Source organism: Variovorax sp. P1_G12 (genome assembly GCF_056405555.1).
On sequence record NZ_JBFUBW010000028.1, the window covers coordinates 1 to 21,222 of the forward strand.

The 21,222-nt window shown below is 67.1% G+C and carries 17 protein-coding genes; 8 read left to right on the forward strand and 9 right to left on the reverse strand.

All coding sequences use genetic code 11. The annotated features are described in order from the left end of the window. The 3 genes from AC1D2O_RS26965 to lpdA form a co-directional block, all read left to right on the forward strand. On the forward strand, nt 1–1,035 hold a 1,035-nt coding region (locus tag AC1D2O_RS26965), incomplete at its 5' end, for a dihydrolipoyllysine-residue acetyltransferase (protein WP_478158188.1). A gap of 70 nt (nt 1,036–1,105) precedes the next feature. Beyond that, a complete protein-coding gene (locus AC1D2O_RS26970; protein ID WP_478089235.1) occupies nt 1,106–1,696 on the forward strand; it encodes an MFS transporter in 591 nt (196 codons plus the stop codon). Beyond that, entirely contained in the window at nt 1,693–3,513 is a 1,821-nt protein-coding gene (lpdA, locus tag AC1D2O_RS26975; protein WP_478158189.1) for a dihydrolipoyl dehydrogenase, read from the forward strand. Before AC1D2O_RS26970 ends, lpdA begins: the two co-directional genes overlap by 4 nt. Before the next feature lie 153 nt (nt 3,514–3,666). On the opposite strand, the gene AC1D2O_RS26980 is transcribed toward lpdA, so the two are convergent. Further along, nucleotides 3,667–4,227 (reverse strand): C40 family peptidase, encoded by a 561-nt coding sequence (locus AC1D2O_RS26980; RefSeq protein ID WP_478089237.1) that lies wholly within the window; start codon nt 4,225–4,227, stop codon nt 3,667–3,669. A 290-nt stretch (nt 4,228–4,517) separates the two neighbouring features. Here AC1D2O_RS26980 and AC1D2O_RS26985 point away from each other — a divergent pair, with 290 nt between their 5' ends. Both AC1D2O_RS26985 and AC1D2O_RS26990 read left to right on the forward strand, forming a co-directional pair. Beyond that, nucleotides 4,518–5,579: a PQQ-dependent sugar dehydrogenase gene (locus AC1D2O_RS26985; protein WP_478089248.1), complete on the forward strand. Its 1,062-nt coding sequence runs from the start codon at nt 4,518–4,520 to the stop codon at nt 5,577–5,579. 87 nt (nt 5,580–5,666) lie between these two features. After that, on the forward strand, nt 5,667–6,266 hold the full coding sequence (locus AC1D2O_RS26990) for an isochorismatase family protein (protein ID WP_478089238.1): 600 nt from the start codon (nt 5,667–5,669) through the stop codon (nt 6,264–6,266). Between the two features lie 3 nt (nt 6,267–6,269). Here the strand turns inward: AC1D2O_RS26990 and AC1D2O_RS26995 are convergent, their stop codons facing one another. The 8 genes from AC1D2O_RS26995 to AC1D2O_RS27030 form a co-directional block, all read right to left on the reverse strand. Then, on the reverse strand, nt 6,270–6,683 hold the full coding sequence (locus AC1D2O_RS26995; protein WP_478089239.1) for a hypothetical protein: 414 nt from the start codon (nt 6,681–6,683) through the stop codon (nt 6,270–6,272). A gap of 189 nt (nt 6,684–6,872) precedes the next feature. After that, on the reverse strand, nt 6,873–7,433 hold the full coding sequence (locus tag AC1D2O_RS27000; protein ID WP_478158190.1) for a GAF domain-containing protein: 561 nt from the start codon (nt 7,431–7,433) through the stop codon (nt 6,873–6,875). Nucleotides 7,434–7,593: 160 nt separating this feature from the next. Beyond that, complete coding sequence (locus AC1D2O_RS27005; RefSeq protein ID WP_478089241.1) at nt 7,594–8,436, reverse strand: tetratricopeptide repeat protein; 843 nt, start codon at nt 8,434–8,436, stop codon at nt 7,594–7,596. Further along, on the reverse strand, nt 8,433–9,344 hold the full coding sequence (ku, locus tag AC1D2O_RS27010) for a non-homologous end joining protein Ku (RefSeq protein ID WP_478158191.1): 912 nt from the start codon (nt 9,342–9,344) through the stop codon (nt 8,433–8,435). The genes AC1D2O_RS27005 and ku overlap by 4 nt, the downstream gene beginning before the upstream one ends. Nucleotides 9,345–9,478: 134 nt before the next feature. Further along, nucleotides 9,479–10,603: an ABC transporter permease gene (locus tag AC1D2O_RS27015; RefSeq protein ID WP_478089243.1), complete on the reverse strand. Its 1,125-nt coding sequence runs from the start codon at nt 10,601–10,603 to the stop codon at nt 9,479–9,481. A 2-nt stretch (nt 10,604–10,605) separates the two neighbouring features. Continuing rightward, on the reverse strand, nt 10,606–13,347 hold the full coding sequence (gene rbbA / locus AC1D2O_RS27020; protein WP_478158192.1) for a ribosome-associated ATPase/putative transporter RbbA: 2,742 nt from the start codon (nt 13,345–13,347) through the stop codon (nt 10,606–10,608). Next, nucleotides 13,344–14,417 (reverse strand): HlyD family secretion protein, encoded by a 1,074-nt coding sequence (locus tag AC1D2O_RS27025; RefSeq protein ID WP_478158193.1) that lies wholly within the window; start codon nt 14,415–14,417, stop codon nt 13,344–13,346. Before AC1D2O_RS27025 ends, rbbA begins: the two co-directional genes overlap by 4 nt. Nucleotides 14,418–14,435: 18 nt before the next feature. Continuing rightward, complete coding sequence (locus tag AC1D2O_RS27030) at nt 14,436–15,914, reverse strand: efflux transporter outer membrane subunit (protein WP_478089246.1); 1,479 nt, start codon at nt 15,912–15,914, stop codon at nt 14,436–14,438. A gap of 315 nt (nt 15,915–16,229) precedes the next feature. Here AC1D2O_RS27030 and AC1D2O_RS27035 point away from each other — a divergent pair, with 315 nt between their 5' ends. The 3 genes from AC1D2O_RS27035 to odhB all read left to right on the forward strand — a co-directional run bounded on the left by AC1D2O_RS27035 (nt 16,230) and on the right by odhB (nt 21,166). Continuing rightward, on the forward strand, nt 16,230–16,682 hold the full coding sequence (locus tag AC1D2O_RS27035) for a pyridoxamine 5'-phosphate oxidase family protein (protein WP_478158194.1): 453 nt from the start codon (nt 16,230–16,232) through the stop codon (nt 16,680–16,682). A gap of 283 nt (nt 16,683–16,965) precedes the next feature. Further along, nucleotides 16,966–19,848 carry a 2-oxoglutarate dehydrogenase E1 component gene (locus AC1D2O_RS27040; protein WP_478094057.1) on the forward strand — a complete coding sequence of 961 codons (2,883 nt, stop codon included), beginning with the start codon at nt 16,966–16,968 and terminating at the stop codon, nt 19,846–19,848. A 52-nt stretch (nt 19,849–19,900) separates the two neighbouring features. Further along, a complete protein-coding gene (gene odhB, locus AC1D2O_RS27045; protein ID WP_478158195.1) occupies nt 19,901–21,166 on the forward strand; it encodes a 2-oxoglutarate dehydrogenase complex dihydrolipoyllysine-residue succinyltransferase in 1,266 nt (421 codons plus the stop codon). Nucleotides 21,167–21,222: the final 56 nt, after the last annotated feature.

Here is a 21,222-nt window from a genome sequence, read left to right on the forward strand (position 1 = left end):
GCACCCGCGGTGGCGGCACCCGCGGTGGCGAGCGCACCGGCACCCGCCGCCGCCGCGCCTGCCGCCGCCGCACCGGCGCACGACCCCACGGTCGCGCCCAGTGGCAAGCTGCCGCATGCCTCGCCCTCGGTGCGCAAGTTCGCGCGCGAACTCGGCGTGCCGCTCGAGGAAGTCAAGGGCAGCGGCCCCAAGGGGCGCATCACCCAGGAAGACGTCCAGAGCTTCACCCGGGCGGTGATGAGCGGTGCGGCCACGACCAAGGCTGCCGGCGCCAAGGCTCCTGCGGGTGGCGGCGGCGAAGCCCTGGGCCTGATTCCCTGGCCCAAGGTCGATTTCACCAAGTTCGGCACCGTCGAGCGCCGCGACCTGTCGCGCATCAAGAAGCTCAGCGGCGCCAACCTGCATCGCAACTGGGTGATGATCCCGCACGTCACGAACAATGACGAGGCCGACATCACCGAGCTCGAGGCCTTCCGCGTGGCGACCAACAAGGAGAACGAGAAGTCGGGCGTCAAGGTGACGATGCTGGCCTTCGTGATCAAGGCGATGGTCTCGGCGCTGAAGAAGTTTCCGGACTTCAACACCAGCCTGGACGGCGACCAGCTGGTCTATAAGCAGTACTACAACATCGGCTTCGCGGCCGACACGCCGAACGGCCTGGTGGTGCCGGTGCTGAAAGACGCCGACAAGAAGGGCGTGCTGCAGATCAGCCAGGAAATGGGCGAGCTCGCCAAGAAGGCGCGCGACGGCAAGCTCGGCTCGGCCGACATGCAGGGCGGCTGCATCTCGATCAGCTCGCTCGGCGGCATCGGCGGCACGCACTTCACCCCGATCATCAATGCGCCCGAGGTGGCCATCCTGGGCCTGTCCAAGGGCCAGATGAAGCCGGTGTGGGACGGAAAGCAGTTCGTGCCGCGCCTGACGCTGCCGCTGTCGCTGTCCTATGACCACCGCGTGATCGACGGCGCCGCGGCGGCGCGATTCAACGCCTACCTGGGCCAGGTGCTCGCGGACTTCAGACGGGTGCTGCTATGACCCCCGAGGCGCCTGTGGCGCTTCCCCCGGAAGGGGGCGGCTCCCTTGGGGCGGCCCGGCGCGAGCCCCTATGACGACCGTGGTGGCTGTCCGCAAGGGCGGTCAGGTCGTGATGGCGGCGGATTCGCTGGTGACCTTCGGCGACACGCGGCTGTCGCATCGCGCCGAAGCCAATCAGAAGCTGTTCATGGTCAAGGACGCGGCGGGCGAGAGCATGTTCGCGGTGGCCGGCGCTGCGGCGCATTTCCTGGTGCTGCAGCACGCCTTGGCTGCGCAGCCCACGGAAGCGCTGCGCTTCGGCAGCAAGGACGAGATCTTCCGCACCTTCACGCTGCTGCATCCGGTGCTGAAGGATTCCTTCTTCCTGCAGACCAAGGAAGACGAGCACGAGCCCTACGAGTCGAGCCAGTTCACGATGCTGCTGGCCAACGCGAGCGGCGTCTACGGTATCTACAGCTACCGCGAAGTGTTCGAGTTCAAGCAGTTCTGGAGCATCGGCTCGGGACGCAGCTTTGCGCTCGGCGCCATGCACGCGGTCTACGACAAGGCGCGGTCGGCGCGCGACGTCGCCGAGGCCGGCGTGGCCGCGGCCTGCGAATTCGATCGCAATTCGGCCGGACCGGTCGACGTTCTCACACTCAAACTCAAGGTGTCCAAATGAGCGAACTACAAGTCAAGGTGCCCGACATCGGCGATTTCGATGAAGTCGCGGTGATCGAGGTGCTGGTGAAGGCCGGCGACACGGTGAAGGCCGAGCAGTCGCTGATCACGGTGGAATCGGACAAGGCCTCGATGGAGATTCCGTCCTCCCATGCCGGGGTGGTCAAGTCGGTGGCCGTGAAGGTCGGCGACAAGGTCAAGGAGGGCTCGGTGGTGCTGACGCTGGACGCGGTCGAGGGCGCCGCCGCGGCACCGGCGCCCGCACCGGCAGCGCCCGCTGCCGCGCCGGCATCCGCGCCGAAGCAGGCCGCCGCTGCGGCGACGCCGGCACCGGCCGCCGCATCGAGCTATGCCGGCGCGGTCGATTTCGACTGCGATCTGCTGGTGCTCGGTGCCGGCCCCGGCGGCTATTCGGCCGCCTTCCGCGCTGCGGATCTCGGTCTCAAGGTGATCCTGGTCGAGCGCTACGCGACGCTCGGCGGCGTCTGCCTGAATGTCGGCTGCATCCCGTCGAAGGCGCTGCTGCACGTCGCCGCGGTGATCGACGAGGTCAAGCACTTCGCCGATCTCGGCGTCAGCTACGGCGCGCCGACCATCGACCGCAGCAAGCTGCTCGGCCGCAAGAACAAGGTCGTCGCCAAGCTCACGGGCGGCCTGGCCGCGATGGCCAAGATGCGCAAGGTAACGACGGTGCGCGGCGTCGGCGAGTTCATCGATGCTTTCCACGTCAAGGTGCAGGAGGTCACGGGCGACGGCCGCCAGACGACCGACAAGTCGCAGACGGTCAAGTTCCGCCATTGCGTGATCGCGGCGGGTTCGCAGGCCGTGCACCTGCCGTTCATGCCGAAGGACCCGCGGGTGGTCGACTCCACCGGCGCGCTCGAGCTCGGTGTCGATCCCAAGCGCATGCTGATCCTGGGCGGCGGCATCATCGGCCTCGAGATGGGCTCGGTCTATTCGACGCTGGGCGCGCGGCTCGACGTGGTCGAGATGCTCGACGGCCTGATGCAGGGCGCCGACCGCGACCTCGTCAAGGTCTGGCAGAAGCTCAACGCGCCGCGCTTCGACAACATCATGCTCAAGACCAAGACCGTCGGGGCCGAGGCCACCAAGGACGGCATCCGCGTGACCTTCGAAGGCGAGCAGGCGCCGAAGGAACCGCAGCTCTACGACCTGGTGCTGCAGGCCGTCGGCCGCAGCCCCAACGGCAAGAAGATCGGCGCCGAGAAGGCCGGCGTCAACGTCAGCGACCGCGGCTTCATCCCGGTCGACATCCAGATGCGCACCAACGTGCCCCACATCTTCGCGGTCGGCGACATCGTCGGCCAGCCGATGCTGGAGCACAAGGCGGTGCACGAGGCGCACGTGGCGGCCGAGGTGATCGCCGGCGAGCAGAAGGGCGACAAGGAACTGTCCAGCGCGGCCTTCAATGCCCGCGTGATCCCCAGTGTGGCCTACACCGATCCCGAAATCGCCTGGGTCGGCCTCACGGAGGACCAAGCCAAGGCCGAGGGCGTGAAGATCGAGAAGGGCCTGTTCCCCTGGACCGCTTCGGGCCGGGCGATCGCCAACGGCCGCGACGAGGGCTTCACCAAGCTGCTGTTCGATGCCGTATCGCATCGCATCGTCGGCGGCGGCATCGTCGGCACCCATGCCGGCGACATGATCGGCGAGATCGCGCTGGCGATCGAGATGGGGGCCGATGCCTACGACATCGGCAAGACCATCCATCCGCATCCGACGCTGGGCGAGAGCATCGGCCTGGCCGCGGAGGCGGTGCACGGCCATTGCACGGACCTGCCGCCGATCAAGCGATGACCCCCAGGTTGGCTCACTTCGTGTAGCCGCCCACCCCCTTGCAGGGGGCAATACCAGCGGACCGGCAAAGCCGGATCCGCGGTATTCCTGGAAGGGCACCCAAAAAAAATCCCGCCTGGCGCGGGATTTTTTTTCGTGCGGCTTGGGCTGGGACTATTCGCCCGAAGTCTTGCCTTCGTCCTGCGCTGCCGCGACCCGGCGCGCGCCGCTGAAGCGACGCTGCCAGTAGCTGCCGCTCATGTCCTCGACCCGGACTTGCGCACCCGGCTTCGGTGAATGGATGAACTTGCCTTCGCCGACATAGATGCCCACATGGCTGAAGGCGCGGCGCATGGTGTTGAAGAACACCAGGTCGCCGGGCTTGAGTTCGCTGCGGTCGATCTTCTCGGTGGCGGCGGCCTGCTCTTCGGCACGGCGCGGCAGCAGGTGGCCCACCGTCTGGTTGTACATGGCGCGGACGAAGCCGCTGCAGTCGAAGCCGGTCTCGACGGTGTTGCCGCCGCGGCGGTACGGAACGCCCAGGAAGCCGATGGCCGTCACCACAAGATCGGAGGTGCGGGCGGCAACCGTCTGGCGAACCTGCTGGAACTGACCCAGCAGGCCCTTGTCCACCATCAGCGCTTCGGCAGGGTGGTCATCGGTCCGGTCCAGCTGCGGTGCTGCGTGGGCTGCAAAGGCGAGCAGCAGGCTGGCGGAGAGGAGTAAAAGTCGCATGGCGCGTAGGATATGGACGACACTCAGGGGTGTCAATTTCATGCGGATTCGGGATTTTGCATGTAAATGATTGTCGGGAAAAGAATTTTTTCCTTTTCTCACATCCCCAAATGTAAAAGTCACCGTTATGGGTGATAAGTGTTTGGCTCGATGTAATGCAAAAGATTTGCAATTCGGGTTGAAATGGCGCTGCTCCAGAATTCGCCGTTTCGAAGGAAAGCATGAAAGTGCTGCTGCACCGGATCGTCTGCAGGTGGTCGTCCCGTCTCCTGATCGGTGCCGTGGCGGCGATGAGCGTCGCGCACGCCGAGCCGCGGCCGGAGGTTGTCGCCTCAGGCCTCGAGAGCCCCTGGGGCCTGGCTTTTCTTCCTGACGGGCGCTTCCTCGTGACCGAGAGGCCCGGGCGGCTCCGGGTCGTCGATGCCGATGGCAAGCTGGGGGCGCCGGTGGCCGGTTTGCCGCCGATCGCGGCGGGTGGGCAGGGCGGGCTGCTGGATGTGCAGGTCGATTCGGCCTTCGCCCGGAACCGCACGCTGTACTTCTGCTTTTCCGAGCCGGAGGCGGGGGGGGCGGCCAACGGCACGGCGCTGGCGCGGGGCCGGCTGTCTGCCGATGGCAGCCGGCTCGAAGGCGTCAGCGTCATCTTCAGCCAGAAACCCAAGGTGGCGAGCCGGAACCACTTCGGTTGCCGCATCGTCGAGGCCAGGGACGGCACGCTGTTCCTCACGCTCGGCGATCGCTTCAGCCGCAAGGAAGACGCCCAGAGGCTCGACAACCACCTGGGCAAGATCGTGCGCATCGGCAAGGACGGGTCGGTGCCTGCCGACAATCCCTTCGTCGGCCGCGCGGGCGCGCTGCCGGAGATCTGGAGTTACGGCCACCGCAACGGCCAGGGTGCGACGCTGGCGCCCGACGGAACACTGTGGATGCACGAGCATGGGCCGCAAGGCGGCGACGAGATCAACATCCCGCAGGCCGGCCGCAACTACGGCTGGCCGGTGATCACCTACGGCGAGAACTATGGTGGCGGTCGGATCGGCGACGGCATCACGCAGAAGGAGGGCATGGAGCAGCCGCTGCACTACTGGGTGCCTTCGATCGCTCCCTCGGGCATGGCCTTCCTGACCAGCGACCGCTACGGTGCCGGCTGGAAGGGAAACCTCTTCATCGGATCGCTGAAGTTCGGCTACCTCGACCGGATCGAACTCAAGGACGGCAAGGTCACGGCCGAGCACAAGCTGCTCGAAGGCGGCAGGGCGCGCATCCGCGACGTGAGGCAGGGGCCCGACGGCCTGCTCTATGTGTTGACCGACGAATCCAACGGCAAGCTGATCCGCTTGTTGCCGGACTGAAAGCCTGAGAGCTTCGGGAACGGTTGACGGTCTGTTCGGTGGTACGGTCTAGGGGCTTCCAACGTATTTCCCCGAAAGAGTTTCCCCATGCTGCTCGATGCATCGCAATCCCAACTGGTTCTGGTCGACTACCAGGCCCGCCTGATGCCCGCCATCTTCGAGGCCGAGGCCGTTGCGAAGAACGCGGTCCGCCTCGGCGAGATCGCCCGGCTGGTGGAGGTCCCGGTCTGGGGCACGGAGCAGAACCCGTCGAAGCTCGGCGAGAACCTGCCCGACATCCGCGCCCTGTGTCAGCGCACGCTGGCCAAGATGCATTTCAGCGGCGCCGAGGAGGGCCTCGGCGAATGGCTGCGGGCGCCGGCGAAGGCGCCGCAGGGCAATGCGCGCAGCCTGCCCAAGCACCTGCAGAAGCCGGCCGCGGCCGAGGAGCGCAACACGATCGTGATCGCCGGCTGCGAGGCCCATGTGTGCCTGCTGCAGACCGCGCTCGACCTGCTCGAGGACGAATTCGAAGTCTGGGTCGTGACCGACGCCTGCAGCTCGCGCACCGAGCGCAACCGCGACGCGGCCTTCGACCGGCTGGCCGGCGCGGGCGCCGAGCTCGTGACCACGGAGATGGTCGGATTCGAATGGCTGCGGACGGCCGAGCATCCACGCTTCAGGGACCTGCAGGCCTTGATCCGATAGGGATCAGGGCGGGGTGCGCGGCCGCGGACGCCGGAGATAGGCCTCGCGCACGATCAAGGCCATGGTCTCGATCGGTGTGAACACGAGCGAGGCGCCGCCGATGACGGCGCAGCCGAAGTCTGCGAGATGGAAGATGATCGGCGCGCTGTCTTGCTCCAGGAAGTGGCTGATGACGATCGCGTGGAACAGGAAGAGCAGGAAATTGGCTGCAACCATCGCCTTCAGCAGCCGGTTGCGGAACATCGCGCAGCAGATCATGGCCTGCACCGTGGAAGCGGCCAGCAGCGTCATGCCCATCGGGTAGCCCATCGCACGGCCCTGCCAGCCGAGCGCGACCAGCAACAGGGAGATGGCGGCGAGCAGCGCCGACTTGCGGCGCACGCAGACGATGGCGGGCACGGGAGGGATCGGCGTCATCCGCGGCGAGCCGCCGCCGCTGCGCCGAGGGTGTGGAAGTCTGGGTTCATGGGTTCCGTTGCCAAACGCCGGGCAGTCAGTCTGGGCCCGGCGGGCGCGGATGTGTATCCGCCATTCGGCGGATCGGAGCGTCGAAGGGGATACAGCTTTTGACGTTTGGGGCCCAACGTCGCCCGGGCCCGCAGCCGATCAGTGGGTCGGAACCAGCAAGTCGACGTCGCGCCCTTCGGCCTGCGCGATCAGGCGGGCCGTGGCATTCGCGGCCATCTCGAGCCGCCTCACGTCGCGCGGGTCCAGATGGGGGCAGGCCTCGAAGCTGAATCCGCACAGCATGCCGTACAGCGTGCCATCCGAGAGTCGCACCGGCACGCCGATGTGGCCGCCGAGCGCCTCGTAATAGCAGGCGAGACCGTAGTCCGAGCGGACTCTCGCGACGTCGTGCACGATCGACGGCATCCGGCCGTCGATGATGCGCTGGCAGATGGTTTCGTCCAGTGGGTGGAACTGGCCTGGCTTGATGACCGCATCGTCGGCCTTCGAAGAGATGTGGCGGAACACGCGATGGCCGTCGACGAACTCGCCGACGAAGACCACCTCGAGATTGAGCTGCTCGCGCACCACGCGCAGCAGGCTGCCGATCGAGCCCGCGATCAGGCCGTTGTCGCGCACGTCGGCATGCGCCGTCACGGTGGCGATGCGCGTGGCCCAGTCATCCGCCGCTTCGGGTCCGCTCTCGAGAATCGTTTTCATAGATAAGCAATTTTGCCGGCAGACCCGTGCTTTGGGGTCGGATTTGCGAGCGCGAACCGGCCCCGTGCGCACAAAGTCGGGCTTGGGTCGCTTTTCCGCATCGGCAGGCGGTCGATAGTTCTAACGGCATCCGGCCGAGTCGCCAAAGAGCCAGATCCGTTCATTTCTTTTGAAGGCGGCGATAGGCGCTGAAATGGCGAATGGCCTGTTGCTTGTCTCCCAGATGGTCGTGCAGCCTCGCGGCATTGAAGTGCGCATCACCGATGCCGGGCTCCAACACCAGGCAGCGGTCGTAGCTTTGAAGGGCCTCTGGGTAGCGGCCGAGGTCCTCCAAGGCCACCGCGCGATTGAAGTGCAGCAGCGCCACATCGGGACAGCGCGCCAGGGCGGAGTCGTAGAGCGCCACGGCCTCGGCGTCGCGGCCGGCTTCGCACAGCATCGCGCCGAGGTTCAGATAGCCGTCGGCATGGTCTGGCAACGCGTCGAGCAGCTGGCGATAGGCGCGCTCGGCCGCCCCTCGATCGCTGGCCTCGAGCGCTTCGGCACGCGCGAACAGGGCGTCGGCCGATGTCTGCACCAGCGCCGGGTCTGCCGCCGGCCCGCGCTCCACGAAGGCGACGGAACCGGGCCTCGGCGCGACCTCGAAATCCATCAGCAACTGGCCCGATTCCACCTCCCATCGGCTGCCGCGTTCGTGCACCGCGACCGTGCTGCCGACGGCTGTGATCCGCAGCCCGCTCAGGGGCAGCTCGGCAGGCAGCGTGGCTTTCAGCCGCTGCAGGGCCCGCACGATCCTGCGCGTCGGGATGTCGGCCAGTTGCAGCTTGTGAGCGGTGCGCAGCAGCACGACGTCGCGGAACGAAAAGCGGTACTCGTTCCTCGGCCCGCGCGACGGGCTGACGAAGCCGTTGGCGATCAACCGCGACACCGCGCTGCGCGACAGGCCCAGCATTTCCTGGATCCCGCGCAGCGTGTGCGGCGTCTCCGGCGGCAGCGGGCTCACTTCCTTGATCGCGCACGCGCCGGCGGCGCGACCTCGGTCGTCGGCGTGCCGGCCCGCTTCACGCCCTTGCGCTCCTTCGAGGCCAGCGCCGTCACGGCTTGCGCCGGCGCAGGCGCCGGGCGCTTGCTACCGCCGCGTGCCAGGCTGGCGCGCAGCATCTCGGTGAGATCGATGATCTGGCCGCCCGAGTCCGGCTCGCGTTCTTCGGCCGCGACCACCTGCTTGCCGGCGATCTTGGCATCGATGGCGGCCAGGATGCGCTGCTTTTCCTCGTCGACGTACTGCGCCGGGTCGTAGCTGTCCTGGGCGATCTGGTCGATGAGCTGGAGCGCCAGCTTCACTTCCGCGTCCGACGGCTTGACCTCCTCGATCTCGAGCTCCTTGAGCGAGCGCACCTCGTCGGCATAGAGCAACTGCTGCAGCACCAGCCCATCCTCTGCCGCCCGCACCTGGACCACGTACTGCTTGCCCTTCCAGGCCCATTTCGCGAGCGCGCAGCGGCCGCTCTTGCGCATCGCCGCACGCAACAGCGAATAGGATTTCGCGCCGCGCTTGTCGGGCGTGAGGAAGTAGGCCTTGTCGTAGTAGAGGGGGTCGACCGCCTTCTCGGGGATGAAGCTCACGATGTCGATCGCATGGCTCGCACTTTCTTCCACCGCCTTGAGTTCTTCGGGGGTGAAGAGCACGTAGCGGTCCTTTTCGAACTCGTAGCCCTTGATCATCTCGGAGCGCGGCACGATGACCCTGGGATCTTTCTCGGACACGTATTGCTGCTTCACGCGCGAGCCGTCCTTGGCCAGCAGGTTGAATTTGACCGTGCCACTGCTTTCGGTGGCCGAATACAGCTTGACCGGTATGGAGACCAAGCCGAAACCCAGGGACAAGGATGCGATCGACCGAGCGGCCATGCCTACCTCCAGGGACGGGCTGACGAGCACCCGCGGGGGGTCAGGATGCCACTTTCCGGGGAATTCGAAAAGAGGGTCAGGGTCCCCGGAAATAGTGTGAACAGGCCCTGGGCGCTTGCGGCTTTCCGCCGGACTCAGGCCATCTGGCTGATGGTCTTGCGAAAGCGCGCCAGCGACAGGGCGAACAGGGCGGTGCCGATCACCAGCAGGCACAGGAAAGGCTTCCATACCACCGAGATGCCCGCACCGCGGTAGAGAATGGCCTGCCCCAGTTCCACGAAGTGCGTGGTCGGCGCGAGCAGCATCAGGTTCTGCACCCCTTCGGGCATGCTCTCGCGCGGGGTCACGCCGCCGGAAAGTAGTTGCAGCGGCAGCAGGGTCAGTATCAGCAGCATGCCGAATTGCGGCATGTTGCGCGCCAACGTCGCCATGTAGATGCCCATCGAGGTGGTGGCGAACAGGTGCAGCGCGGCGCCGGCCAGGAACAGCATGATCGAGCCTTCGATCGGCACCTGAAGCAGGCCCCGGACCACGAGCATCAGCGACAAGGTCGCCGCCAGCACCACCACCAGCCCCATCGACCAGACCTTGCTCAGCATGATCTCCGCCGGCGTGACCGGCATCACCAGCAGATGCTCGATGGTGCCGTGTTCGCGCTCGCGGATCAGCGCCGCGCCGGTCAGGATGATCGACAGCATCGTGACGTTGTTGATGATCTCCATCAGTGCACCGAACCACGGCTGGGTCAGGTTGGGGTTGAATCGCATGCGCAGCGCAAGGTCCACCGGCGCCACGGCGCTGCCGCGATAGCGCTGCACGAACTCGTTGACCTCGGACAGCACGATCTGCTGGATGTAGCCGCTGCCCGTGAAGGCCTGGCTCATGCGGGTGGCATCGACGTTGAGCTGCAGCGCCGGCGACTTGCCGGCCAGCACGTCGCGCTGGAAGTTGGGCGGGATGTTCAGCGCGAAGGTGTACCGGCCGGCATCCATGCCGGCGTCCACCTCGCCGAGCGAGATCGTCGACGGTGGCGTGAACTGCGGCGGATAGAAGGCCGACGCGATGCGCGACGACAGCGGCGAGCCGTCCTCGTCGACGATGGCGATCGGCGCCTTGTGCAGCGACTCGGGCATGGCGGTCGCGGCGCTGTAGACCATCCCGGTGAAGGCGAAGACGATCAGCACCAGCATCACCGGGTCGCGCGCCAGGCTCCACAGCTCCTTGATGCCGAGGCGGTAGACGTTGGCGATCCGGGGCATGTTCAGCTGTCCTGCTTCTTGAGCAGGCCGATGGTCACTCCGAGCACGACCGGCACCGTGACCAGCAGCGGCCAGAACGCGCCGTGAAGATCGGACAGGTCCAGCGCCTTGCTGAACACGCCACGGCTGATGACCAGCATGTAGGTGGCCGGGTAGATCTCGCCGATCAGCCTGCCGGCGCCTTCGAGGGAGGAAATCGGGTTGATCATGCCGGCGAACTGCACCGCCGGCAGGATGGTGCTGATCATGGTGAAGAACATCGCCGCGATCTGGCTGCGCGTGAAGGTCGAGGCCAGCAGGCCGATCCCTGTCGAGACCACGCAGTAGACAAGGGTCGTCAATGCCAGGGCGAAGAAGCTGCCCTTGACCGGCACCCCGAACACGGTCACCGCGAGCAGCGTCATCAGCAGGAAGTTCAGCATGGCGAGCGCGATATAGGGAATCTGCTTGCCCAGCAGAAACTCGGCACGCGTGACCGGCGTGACATACAGGTTGATGATCGAACCCAGCTCTTTCTCGCGCACCACCGACAGCGCGGTCAGCATGGCCGGCAGCATCAGCAGCAGCAGCGGGATCACCGCCGGGATCATCGCCGGCAGGCTCCTGACGTCAGGGTTGTAGCGAAAGCGGGTCTCGATGGTGGCCGCGCTCGCGAGGGTCACGCCGAGCCGATGCGTGGCCTGGTCGACGAGCCACCCCTGGTGCATGCCCAGCACGTAGCCGCGCACGGTCTCGGCGCGCTGCGGCATCGCGCCATCGACCCAGGCGCCGACCTGTACCGGCGTGCCGCGCTGGATGTCGCGGGCGAAGCCGGGCGGGATCTCGATCGCCAGCGACAGTTCGCCGCTGCGCATGCGGCGGTCGAGTTCGGCGTAGTCGGCAATCGGCGGCTGCTCGATGAAGTACCTCGACCCGGACAGATTGAGCGCGTAGTTCTGGCTCAGCCCGGTCTGGTCGCGGTCGAGCACCGCGTAGCGCAGGTCTTCCACGTCGAGGCTGATGCCGTAACCGATGACGAACATCAGCACCATCGAGCCGACCAGCGCCAGCGTGCCGCGCACCGGATCGCGCTGCAGTTCCAGCGTCTCGCGCCACAGGTAGCTGAACATGCGGTTGAAGCTGAAGCGGCGCCGGCGCGGGTGCGGCGCGAGTGGTGCGGCCGCGGCGGGCGGCCCGGAAGGCGCTGCCTCGGCGGTTGGCGCCGAGGCGCCGCCACCGGCGTCGACCAGCAAGCCGATGAAGGCTTGTTCGAGCGAAGCGGCGCCGCGCGCGCGAACGATGCCGGCGGGCGTGTCGCTGACCAGCACGCGGCCGGCGTGCATCAGGGAGATGCGATCGCAGCGCTCGGCCTCGTTCATGAAGTGCGTCGAGATGAAGATCGTCACCCGGTCGCGGCGCGACAGCTCGATCAGCAGGCGCCAGAAATTGTCGCGTGCGACCGGGTCCACGCCCGACGTCGGCTCGTCGAGGATGAGCAGTTCGGGCTGATGCACCATCGCCACCGCCAGGGACAGGCGCTGGCGGATGCCCAGCGGCAGTTCGTCGGGCAGCGCGTCGAGTGCCTCCTGCAGCTCGAAACGCTCGACCATCTGCTGCACCCGCGCCGGCACTTGCGGCTCGGGGACCTGGAACAGCCGCGCATGCAGCACCAGGTTCTGCCGCACGGTCTGCTCGGTGTACAGCGAGAAGGCCTGCGACATGTAGCCCACGCGGCGGCGGGTGTCGATGTCCCGCGGATCCACCTCGTGGCCGAACAGCCAGGCCTGGCCCTCGCTGGCCGGCAGCAGGCCGGTCAGCATCTTCATGGTGGTCGACTTGCCGCAGCCGTTGGAGCCGAGGAAGCCGAAGATCTCGCCGCGGCGGATGCGGAAGCTGACATGGTCCACGGCGACGAAATCGCCGAAGCGCATGGTCAGGTCCCTGGCCTCGATGGCGACGTTGTCGCCGCCATCGCCTTGCGGCAGTGGCGGGATGGTCACTTCCGTGTGGCCGCGCCTCTTGGCCTCCGGCAGCAGCCCGATGAAGGCCGCCTCCAGCGAGGCGGTACCGGTGCGGTCGAGCAGCTCTTGCGGCGTGCCGGTGGACAGCACCTTGCCGTCGTCCATCGCCACCAGCCAGTCGAAGCGCTGCGCCTCGTCCATGTAGGCGGTGGCGACGATCACGCTCATGCCGGCGCGCTCGCCGCGGATGCGCGCGATCAGGTCCCAGAACTGCGCCCGCGCCAGCGGGTCGACGCCGGTGGTGGGCTCGTCGAGGATCAGCAGGTCCGGGTCGTGGATCAGCGCGCAGCACAGGCCCAGCTTCTGCTTCATCCCGCCCGAGAGCTTGCCGGCCGGCCGCGCCAGGAAGGGCTGCAGGCCGGTGCTGCGGGTCAGCTCGTCGATGCGCCGGCGCCGCTCGGCGCGATCGTGGCCGAACAGCCGGCCGAAGAACTGCAGGTTCTCCTCGACCGACAAGGTCGGGTAGAGGTTCTTGCCCAGGCCCTGCGGCATGTAGGCGATGCGCGGGCAGACCTCGTCGCGGTGGCGCTTGGCGGCCATGTCGCCGCCGAGCGCCTCGACCGTGCCCTGCTGCACCGCGCGCGCCCCTGCGAGCAGCGACAGCAGGCTGGACTTGCCGACCCCGTCGGGGCCGATCAGGCCGACCATGCGCCCGGCCGGGATCTCCAGGTCGATGCCGTCCAGCGCCACGGTCTTGCCATAACGCTGGCCGAGGCCGACGATCCGCGCGACCGGGCGGCTCATTGGGGAATCTTGACCGCCAGCTCGGCAGGCCATGCGGCCTGCGCGTCGATCTTGAGCCACGCCACGCCGGGCAGTCCCGTCTTGACCTGCGTCAGGTGCTTCTTCAGCAGCTCGCGGTCGAACTGCGCCTTGACGCGGAACATCAGCTTCTGCCGCTCGCTCTCGGTCTCCACCGTCTTGGGCGTGAACTGCGCCGTGGCGGCCACGAAGGACACCTTGGCCGGAATCACGTAGCCCGGCGCCGCGTCGAGCAGCACGCGCACTTCGCTGCCCAGTGCCACTTTGCCGGCCACGGTCTCCGGCAGGAAGAAGGTCATGTAGACGTCCGACAGGTCGACCAGGTTCAGCACCTTGCCACCGCCGCCCAGCACCTCGCCAGGCTGCGCGATGCGGTACTGCACGCGGCCGTCGCGCGGGGCCTTGAGCTCGCTGTCGGCGATATCGGCCTCGACTCGCCTGACCGTGGCCTCGGCCGCTGTCACCACCGAACGGGCGCCCACGAGCTGCGCCTTCACCGCATCGATCGCCGCCTGCGCCGCGTTCACCTGGGCCTTGGCGGCGCCCACTGCGGCCTGCACGCTGCGCACGCGGGCGCGGTCGTCGTCGAGTTCCTGCTCCGACGAAGCGCCCTCGCGCGACAGGGTTTCCGAACGCGCCAAGCGCCGCTGCGCGGCATCGAGCTCGCTCTCGCGCTGCGCCACCAAGGCCTGCGCGGCCAGCTTGTCGCTCTCGCGCACGGCGACCTGGGCCTGGGCGCTCGCGACCGCGTTGATCGCCTGCTGCCGGTTGGCGTTGGCTTCGTCGCGCTGCGCTTCCAGCACCTGGATCTGCATCTTCGCCAGGGGCTGGCCGGCGGCCACGAAGTCGCCTTCGCCGACCAGGATCTCGGAGACCCGGCCCGCGAGCTTGGTCGCCACGTCGACCTCGGTGGCTTCGATGCGGCCGTTGCCGCTGACGAAGCCAGCGCCGGGACCGGAGGGCTTCAGCCGCGTCCAGCCGTAGTAGCCGACCGCCGCGACGGCCGCCACGACCAGTGCGGCAATCAGCTTGTTCTTGGGTGTGAGGGTCATGATGCGTGCCGGATGTTCTCAGTTGGCCGCGTGACCGGCGAGGGGCGGCGCTGCCGCCAGTTCCTGCGAACCGCCGCCGAGCGCGGTGTACAGGCTCACGTCGGCCGACAGCAGCGCGCGGCGCGTCTGCACCAGTTGCTGCTCGACGTCCAGAAGGTCGCGCTGCGCGTCGAGCACTTCGAGAAAGGCCGTGGCGCCGTTGCGATAGCGAAGGTTTGCCAGCCGGGCGCGCTCGGTTTGCGTGGCCAGGGTCGACTGCTGGATCTGCACCTGCCGGGCCAGCCATTCGCGCGCGGACAAGGCGTCGGAGACCTCGCGGAACGCGGTCTGGACGGTCCTTTCGTAGTCGGCGACCGCGATGTCGCTGCGCACGACGGTCAGGTCGAGTGACGACTGGCGCCGGCCGCCATCGAAGATCGGCAGCGTCAGGCTGGGCGCGAAGCTCCAGGCCTGGCTGCCGGAGACGAACAGGCCGTCGAGCTCGGCGCTGGCCGTGCCGAAGTTGCCGGTCAGCGTGATGCGCGGAAAGAAGGCCGCGCGAGCCGCTCCGATATGGGCTCCGGCGGCGCGCAGCCGATGTTCGGCGGCGGCGATATCGGGGCGATCGGCCAGCAGGTCCGACGGCAGGCCCACGCGCAGTGGCTGCTCGAAGGCCAGCGCGTCCAGCCGACCGGAAGACGGGGCCAGATCGACCGGCGCGCCGACCAGGAATGTCAGCGCGTGGGCCAGATCGGCGCGGCTGCGCTGGAGTTGGACGTTCAGCGCCTGTGCCTGGTCGAGCAGCGTGCGCATCTGGGTCAGGTCGAACTTCGAGGTCGAGCCGACTTCGAAACGCCGCGTGAAGATGCGCAGCGATTCCTCGCGGGTGGCGATCGTGTGCTGGGCCAGCACGATGCGTTCATCGAGCGCCCGCAGCGAAAGGTAGCCGTCGGCGACCTGTGCGACCAGCAGCAGGGTGGCGGCGCGGCGGCCGGCATCGGTGGCCAGGTAGTTTTGCAGCGCGGCGTCCTGCAAGCTGCGCACCCGGCCCCAGAAGTCCAGTTCCCAGGCGTTCACCCCGAGTCCGACCTGGTACTGGCTGGAAACCAGCGGCTCCCTCGTGAAACTGAGGTCGCGCGGCACGCGCGAGCGGCTGGCGTCGGCGCCGAGCCCGACGGTCGGCCAGCTGTCGGCGCGTTGAATGCCATAGACAGCGCGGGCCTCCTGCACCCGCAGGACGGCGATGCGCAGGTCGCGATTGTTCTCCAGGGCCTGCGCGATCAGCTGCTGCAGGCGCGGGTCGGTGAAGTACCCGCGCCAGCCGACCGCGGCGGCGTGCGCGCCGACCTCCGGCGCAGCGGGCGTATCGGCCGGGTAGCTTTCGGCCACCGGCAGCGGCGGCGTTGCGTAGGGAGGGGCCATCGATGCACAGCCGGCCGACAGCAGCGCGGCCGCGGCCAGCAGCCAGCCGGACGCGCAGCGCTGCCGGCGCGCCCGGAAGGTGGCGATCGGGTTCATCAATGCGTATCGGCCGAGGCGCCCACCGGCCCGCAGCGTGTCACGGGAGAGTTCTTGTGCCTGGACATCAGGGTTAACTCTAGGGGCGGGGTCCGTTCGCGACCTTGATCCAGATCAATCGAGCGACCGGATGGTCGTTCTTCAATGACTCCTCTTGCATGACCCCGCCACTAAGCCCGCGCGCGGCTGCGCGACAAGCGTGTGACCCACCGAAAAGCAGATGCTCAGGCGTTGATCGCAATCAAGGCCGCGCGGCCTAACCATCCCAGAATATCCGTCTTGAACGCTCCCTCTTGACGTTCGTGGAGGTGATACATGGACGACGAAATCAGAAAGAAGATCCTGGCGCTGCTGGATCAGCATCGAATCATGACAGTCGCGACGCTGCGTCCGGATGGCTGGCCGCAGGCAACGACCGTCGGCTATGTGAACGAAGGCCTGACCCTGTACTTTCTCTGCGGGCTGGACAGTCAGAAGGCAAGAAACCTGGCGCGAGATGACCGGCTCTCGCTGACGATCGATCACGACACGGCGGAATTGATGGCGATCACCGGCCTGTCGATGGCCGCGCGTGCGCGAGCGGTGGATGATCGGGCAGAAGCGGAGAAAGTCCTGCGCATGCTCCCGCTGAAATACCCCGATGCAGGGCCTCTGCCGATGAAGATGCCGGGCCCGGACGAGGTCCGCCTGTTCCGCGTTACACCCTCGGTCATTTCCGTTCTCGATTACTCGAAGGGCTTCGGACACACGGATCTCGTCGTTTGCTGATTGCGGCATCTCGGCCCTTCGCGCTCCCGGCCGGCGAAGCCCGGCCCGTTGGTGAAACACCGCGGAACCGGCTTCGCCGGGCCGCTGGTGTTGCCCCCAGCAGGGGGTGGGCGCCCGACACGAAGTGCGGGCAACCTGGGGGGTTTCCACATCAATGGCACAATGCGGCAGTACTCAGGCCCTTCCCCAGCCACAGTCGCATCCGCCAATCGGTTCAGCCGTGTCGCGGAAGGTTTCTTAAACCAGCTAGTGCTTCCTTCAGGGAAGCGAAGGTCAGCGGAATATGAGCGATTCCTCGTCGACGGCTTCGTCCGTCTACAGCGCCTACCAAGGCAACACCTACCTCTTCGGCGGCAATGCGCCCTATGTCGAAGAGATGTACGAAAACTACCTCTCCAATCCCGGCAGCGTGCCCGACAACTGGCGTGCGTACTTCGACGCGCTCCAGAACGTGCCCGCCACCGACGGCAGCAACACCAAGGACGTGCCCCACCTGCCGGTGGTCAACGCCTTCGCCGAGCGCGCCAAGCAGGGCACCACCAAGGTGGTGGTGGCCAGCGGTGCCGACTCCGAGCTCGGCCGCAAGCGCACCGCGGTCCAGCAACTGATCGCCGCCTATCGCAACGTCGGCGCCCGCTGGGCCGACCTCGACCCGCTCAAGCGCGCCGAGCGTCCCGCGATCCCGGAGCTCGAACCCTCGTTCTACGGCTTCGCCGACGCCGACCTCGAGACCGTGTTCAACACCAGCAACACCTTCTTCGGCAAGGAGACGATGTCGCTGCGCGACCTGCTCAACGCGCTGCGCGAAACCTACTGCGGCACCATCGGCGCCGAGTACATGTACATGACCGACCAGGCGCAGAAGCGCTGGTGGCAGCAGCGGCTCGAAAGCGCCCGCACCAATCCGCAGCTCTCCGCCGAGCAGAAGAAGCGCGTGCTCGAGCGGCTGACCGCCGCCGAAGGCCTCGAGCGCTTCCTGCACACCAAGTACGTCGGCCAGAAGCGCTTCTCGCTCGAAGGCGGCGAGAGCTTCATCGTCTCGATGGACGAGCTGATCAACCAGGCCGGCATCGCGGGCGTGCAGGAAATCGTCATCGGCATGGCGCACCGCGGCCGCCTCAACGTGCTGGTCAACTCGCTCGGCAAGCTGCCGGCCGACCTGTTCGCGGAGTTCGACCACACGGCCCCCGAAGACCTGCCCAGCGGTGACGTCAAGTACCACCAGGGCTTCAGCTCCGATGTGACCACGGGCGGCGGGCCGGTGCACCTGAGCCTGGCCTTCAACCCCTCGCACCTCGAGATCGTGAATCCGGTGGTCGAGGGCTCGGTGCGCGCCCGCATGGACCGCCGCGCCGACCCGCTCGGCAAGCAGGTGCTGCCGGTGATCGTGCACGGCGACGCGGCCTTCGCAGGCCAGGGCGTCGTGATGGAAACGCTGGCGCTGGCCGAAACGCGCGGCTACTCCACCGGCGGCACGGTGCACATCGTGATCAACAACCAGATCGGCTTCACCACCAGCGACCCGCGCGACAGCCGCTCGACGCTGTATTGCACCGACATCGTCAAGATGATCGAGGCGCCGGTGCTGCACGTGAACGGCGACGACCCCGAAGCCGTGGTGCTCGCAACCCAGCTCGCCCTCGAATTCCGCATGGAGTTCCAGAAGGACGTGGTGGTCGACATCGTCTGCTTCCGCAAGCTGGGGCACAACGAGCAGGACACGCCGGCGCTCACGCAGCCGCTGATGTACAAGAAGATCGCGCAGCATCCCGGCACGCGCAAGCTCTACGCCGACAAGCTGGCCGCCCAAGGCCTGGGCGCCACGCTCGGCGACGATCTGGTCAAGGCCCAGCGCGCGGCCTTCGACGCCGGCAAGAACACCTCCGACCCGGTGCTGACCAACTTCAAGAGCAAGTACGCGGTCGACTGGAGCCCCTTCCTCAACAAGAAGTGGACCGACGCCGGCGACACCGCGATCCCGACCGCCGAATGGAAGCGGCTGGCCGAGCGCATCACCAAGGCGCCTGAAGGCTTCACGGTGCACCCGCTGGTCAAGAAGGTGCTGGACGATCGCGCGGCGATGGGTCGCGGCGACGTCAACATCGATTGGGGCATGGGCGAGCACATGGCGTTTGCCTCGCTGGTGGCCAGCGGCTATCCGGTCCGCCTGTCGGGCGAAGACTGCGGTCGCGGCACCTTCACGCACCGCCACGCGGTGCTGCACGACCAGAACCGCGAGAAGTTCGACGAAGGCACCTATGTGCCGCTGCAGAACGTGGCCGACAACCAGGCGCCGTTCGTCGTCATCGACTCGATCCTGTCCGAAGAAGCGGTGCTCGCGTTCGAATACGGCTACGCCTCGAACGACCCGAACACGCTGGTGATCTGGGAAGCGCAGTTCGGCGACTTCGTGAACGGCGCGCAGGTCGTGATCGACCAGTTCATCGCCTCCGGCGAAGTCAAGTGGGGCCGCGTCAACGGCATCACGCTGATGTTGCCGCACGGCTATGAAGGCCAGGGACCGGAGCACAGCTCGGCGCGCCTCGAGCGCTTCATGCAGCTTGCGGCCGACACCAACATGCAGGTGGTCCAGCCGACGACGGCGAGTCAGATCTTCCATGTGCTGCGTCGCCAGATGGTGCGCAACCTGCGCAAGCCCCTGATCATCATGACGCCGAAGTCGCTGCTGCGGAACAAGGATGCGACTTCGCCGCTGGCCGAGTTCACCAAGGGCAGTTTCCAGACCGTCATCCCGGACAGCAAGGACCTGAAGGCCGAGAAGGTCAAGCGCGTCATCGCCTGCTCGGGCAAGGTCTACTACGACCTGGCCAAGAAGCGCGAGGAAAAGGACATCGACGACGTGGCGATCATCCGAGTCGAGCAGCTCTATCCCTTCCCGCACAAGGCCTTCGCCGCCGAACTGAAGAAGTACCCCCATCTCGTGGACGTGGTGTGGTCGCAGGACGAGCCGCAGAACCAGGGGGCCTGGTTCTTCGTGCAGCACTACATCCACGAGAACATGCAGGAAGGCCAGAAGCTGGGCTACTCCGGCCGTGCCGCCTCGGCATCGCCCGCGGTCGGCTACTCGCACCTGCACCAGGAACAGCAGAAGGCGCTGGTCGACGGCGCGTTCGGCAAGCTCAAGGGCTTCGTGCTGACCAAGTAACAAGATCGCTCTGATCCACCTTCACAAGAAAACACGAAACGAGCACATAGAAATGTCCATCGTAGAAGTCAAAGTCCCCCAGTTGTCCGAGTCCGTGGCCGAAGCCACCATGCTGCAGTGGAAGAAGAAGCCCGGCGACGCCGTCGCCATCGATGAAATCCTGATCGAGATCGAGACCGACAAGGTCGTGCTCGAGGTGCCCGCACCCGCGGCCGGCGTGCTGGCCGAGATCATCCAGGCCGACGGCGCCACCGTCGTCGCCGAGCAGTTGATCGCGAAGATCGACACCGAAGGCAAGGCCGGCGCGGCCGTGCCCGCGGCGGCGCCGGCCGCCGTGCCGGTGGCAGCGCCCGCGGCGGCTGCGGCAGCCGTCACCGGGGGGTCGAAGTCCGACGTCGCGATGCCGGCGGCGGCCAAGCTGCTGGCCGACAACAAGCTGTCGACCGGCGACGTCGCCGGCACCGGCCGCGACGGCCGCGTGACCAAGGGCGACGTGCTCGGCGCCATGGCCGCCGGCACCACCGCCCGTGTGGCGCCGCCCGTGCCCGTTCCGACCGGCGCCCCGAAGGCCGCGCTGCCGCAGGTCGCCTCGCCGACGCGCGCGCCCGACCTCGGCGAGCGTCCCGAAGAACGCGTGCCGATGAGCCGCCTGCGCGCGCGCATCGCCGAGCGCCTGCTGCAGTCGCAATCGACCAACGCCATCCTGACCACCTTCAACGAAGTCAACATGGCCCCGGTCATGGAGATGCGCAAGAAGTTCCAGGACGCGTTCACCAAGGAGCACGGCGTCAAGATCGGCTTCATGAGCTTCTTCGTGAAGGCCGCTGTTCATGCGCTCAAGAAGTACCCGGTGATCAACGCCTCGGTCGACGGCAACGACATCGTCTACCACGGCTACTTCGACATCGGCATCGCGGTCGGTTCGCCGCGCGGCCTGGTGGTGCCGATTCTGCGCAACGCCGACCAGATGAGCTTTGCCGACATCGAGAAGAAGATCGCCGAGTTCGGCCAGAAGGCCAAGGACGGCAAGCTGGGCATCGAGGAAATGACCGGCGGCACCTTCTCGATTTCGAACGGAGGCACCTTCGGCTCGATGCTGTCGACCCCGATCATCAACCCGCCGCAGTCGGCCATCCTGGGCGTGCATGCGACCAAGGACCGCGCCGTGGTCGAGAACGGCCAGATCGTCGTGCGCCCGATGAACTACCTCGCTATGAGCTACGACCACCGCATCATCGACGGCCGCGAAGCCGTGCTGGGGCTCGTGGCCATGAAGGAAGCGCTGGAAGACCCGTCGCGCCTCTTGTTCGACATCTGACCCACCCCCGTTGCTTGCTCACTTCGTGTAGCCGCCTCCCCCTCGAGGGGGCACCA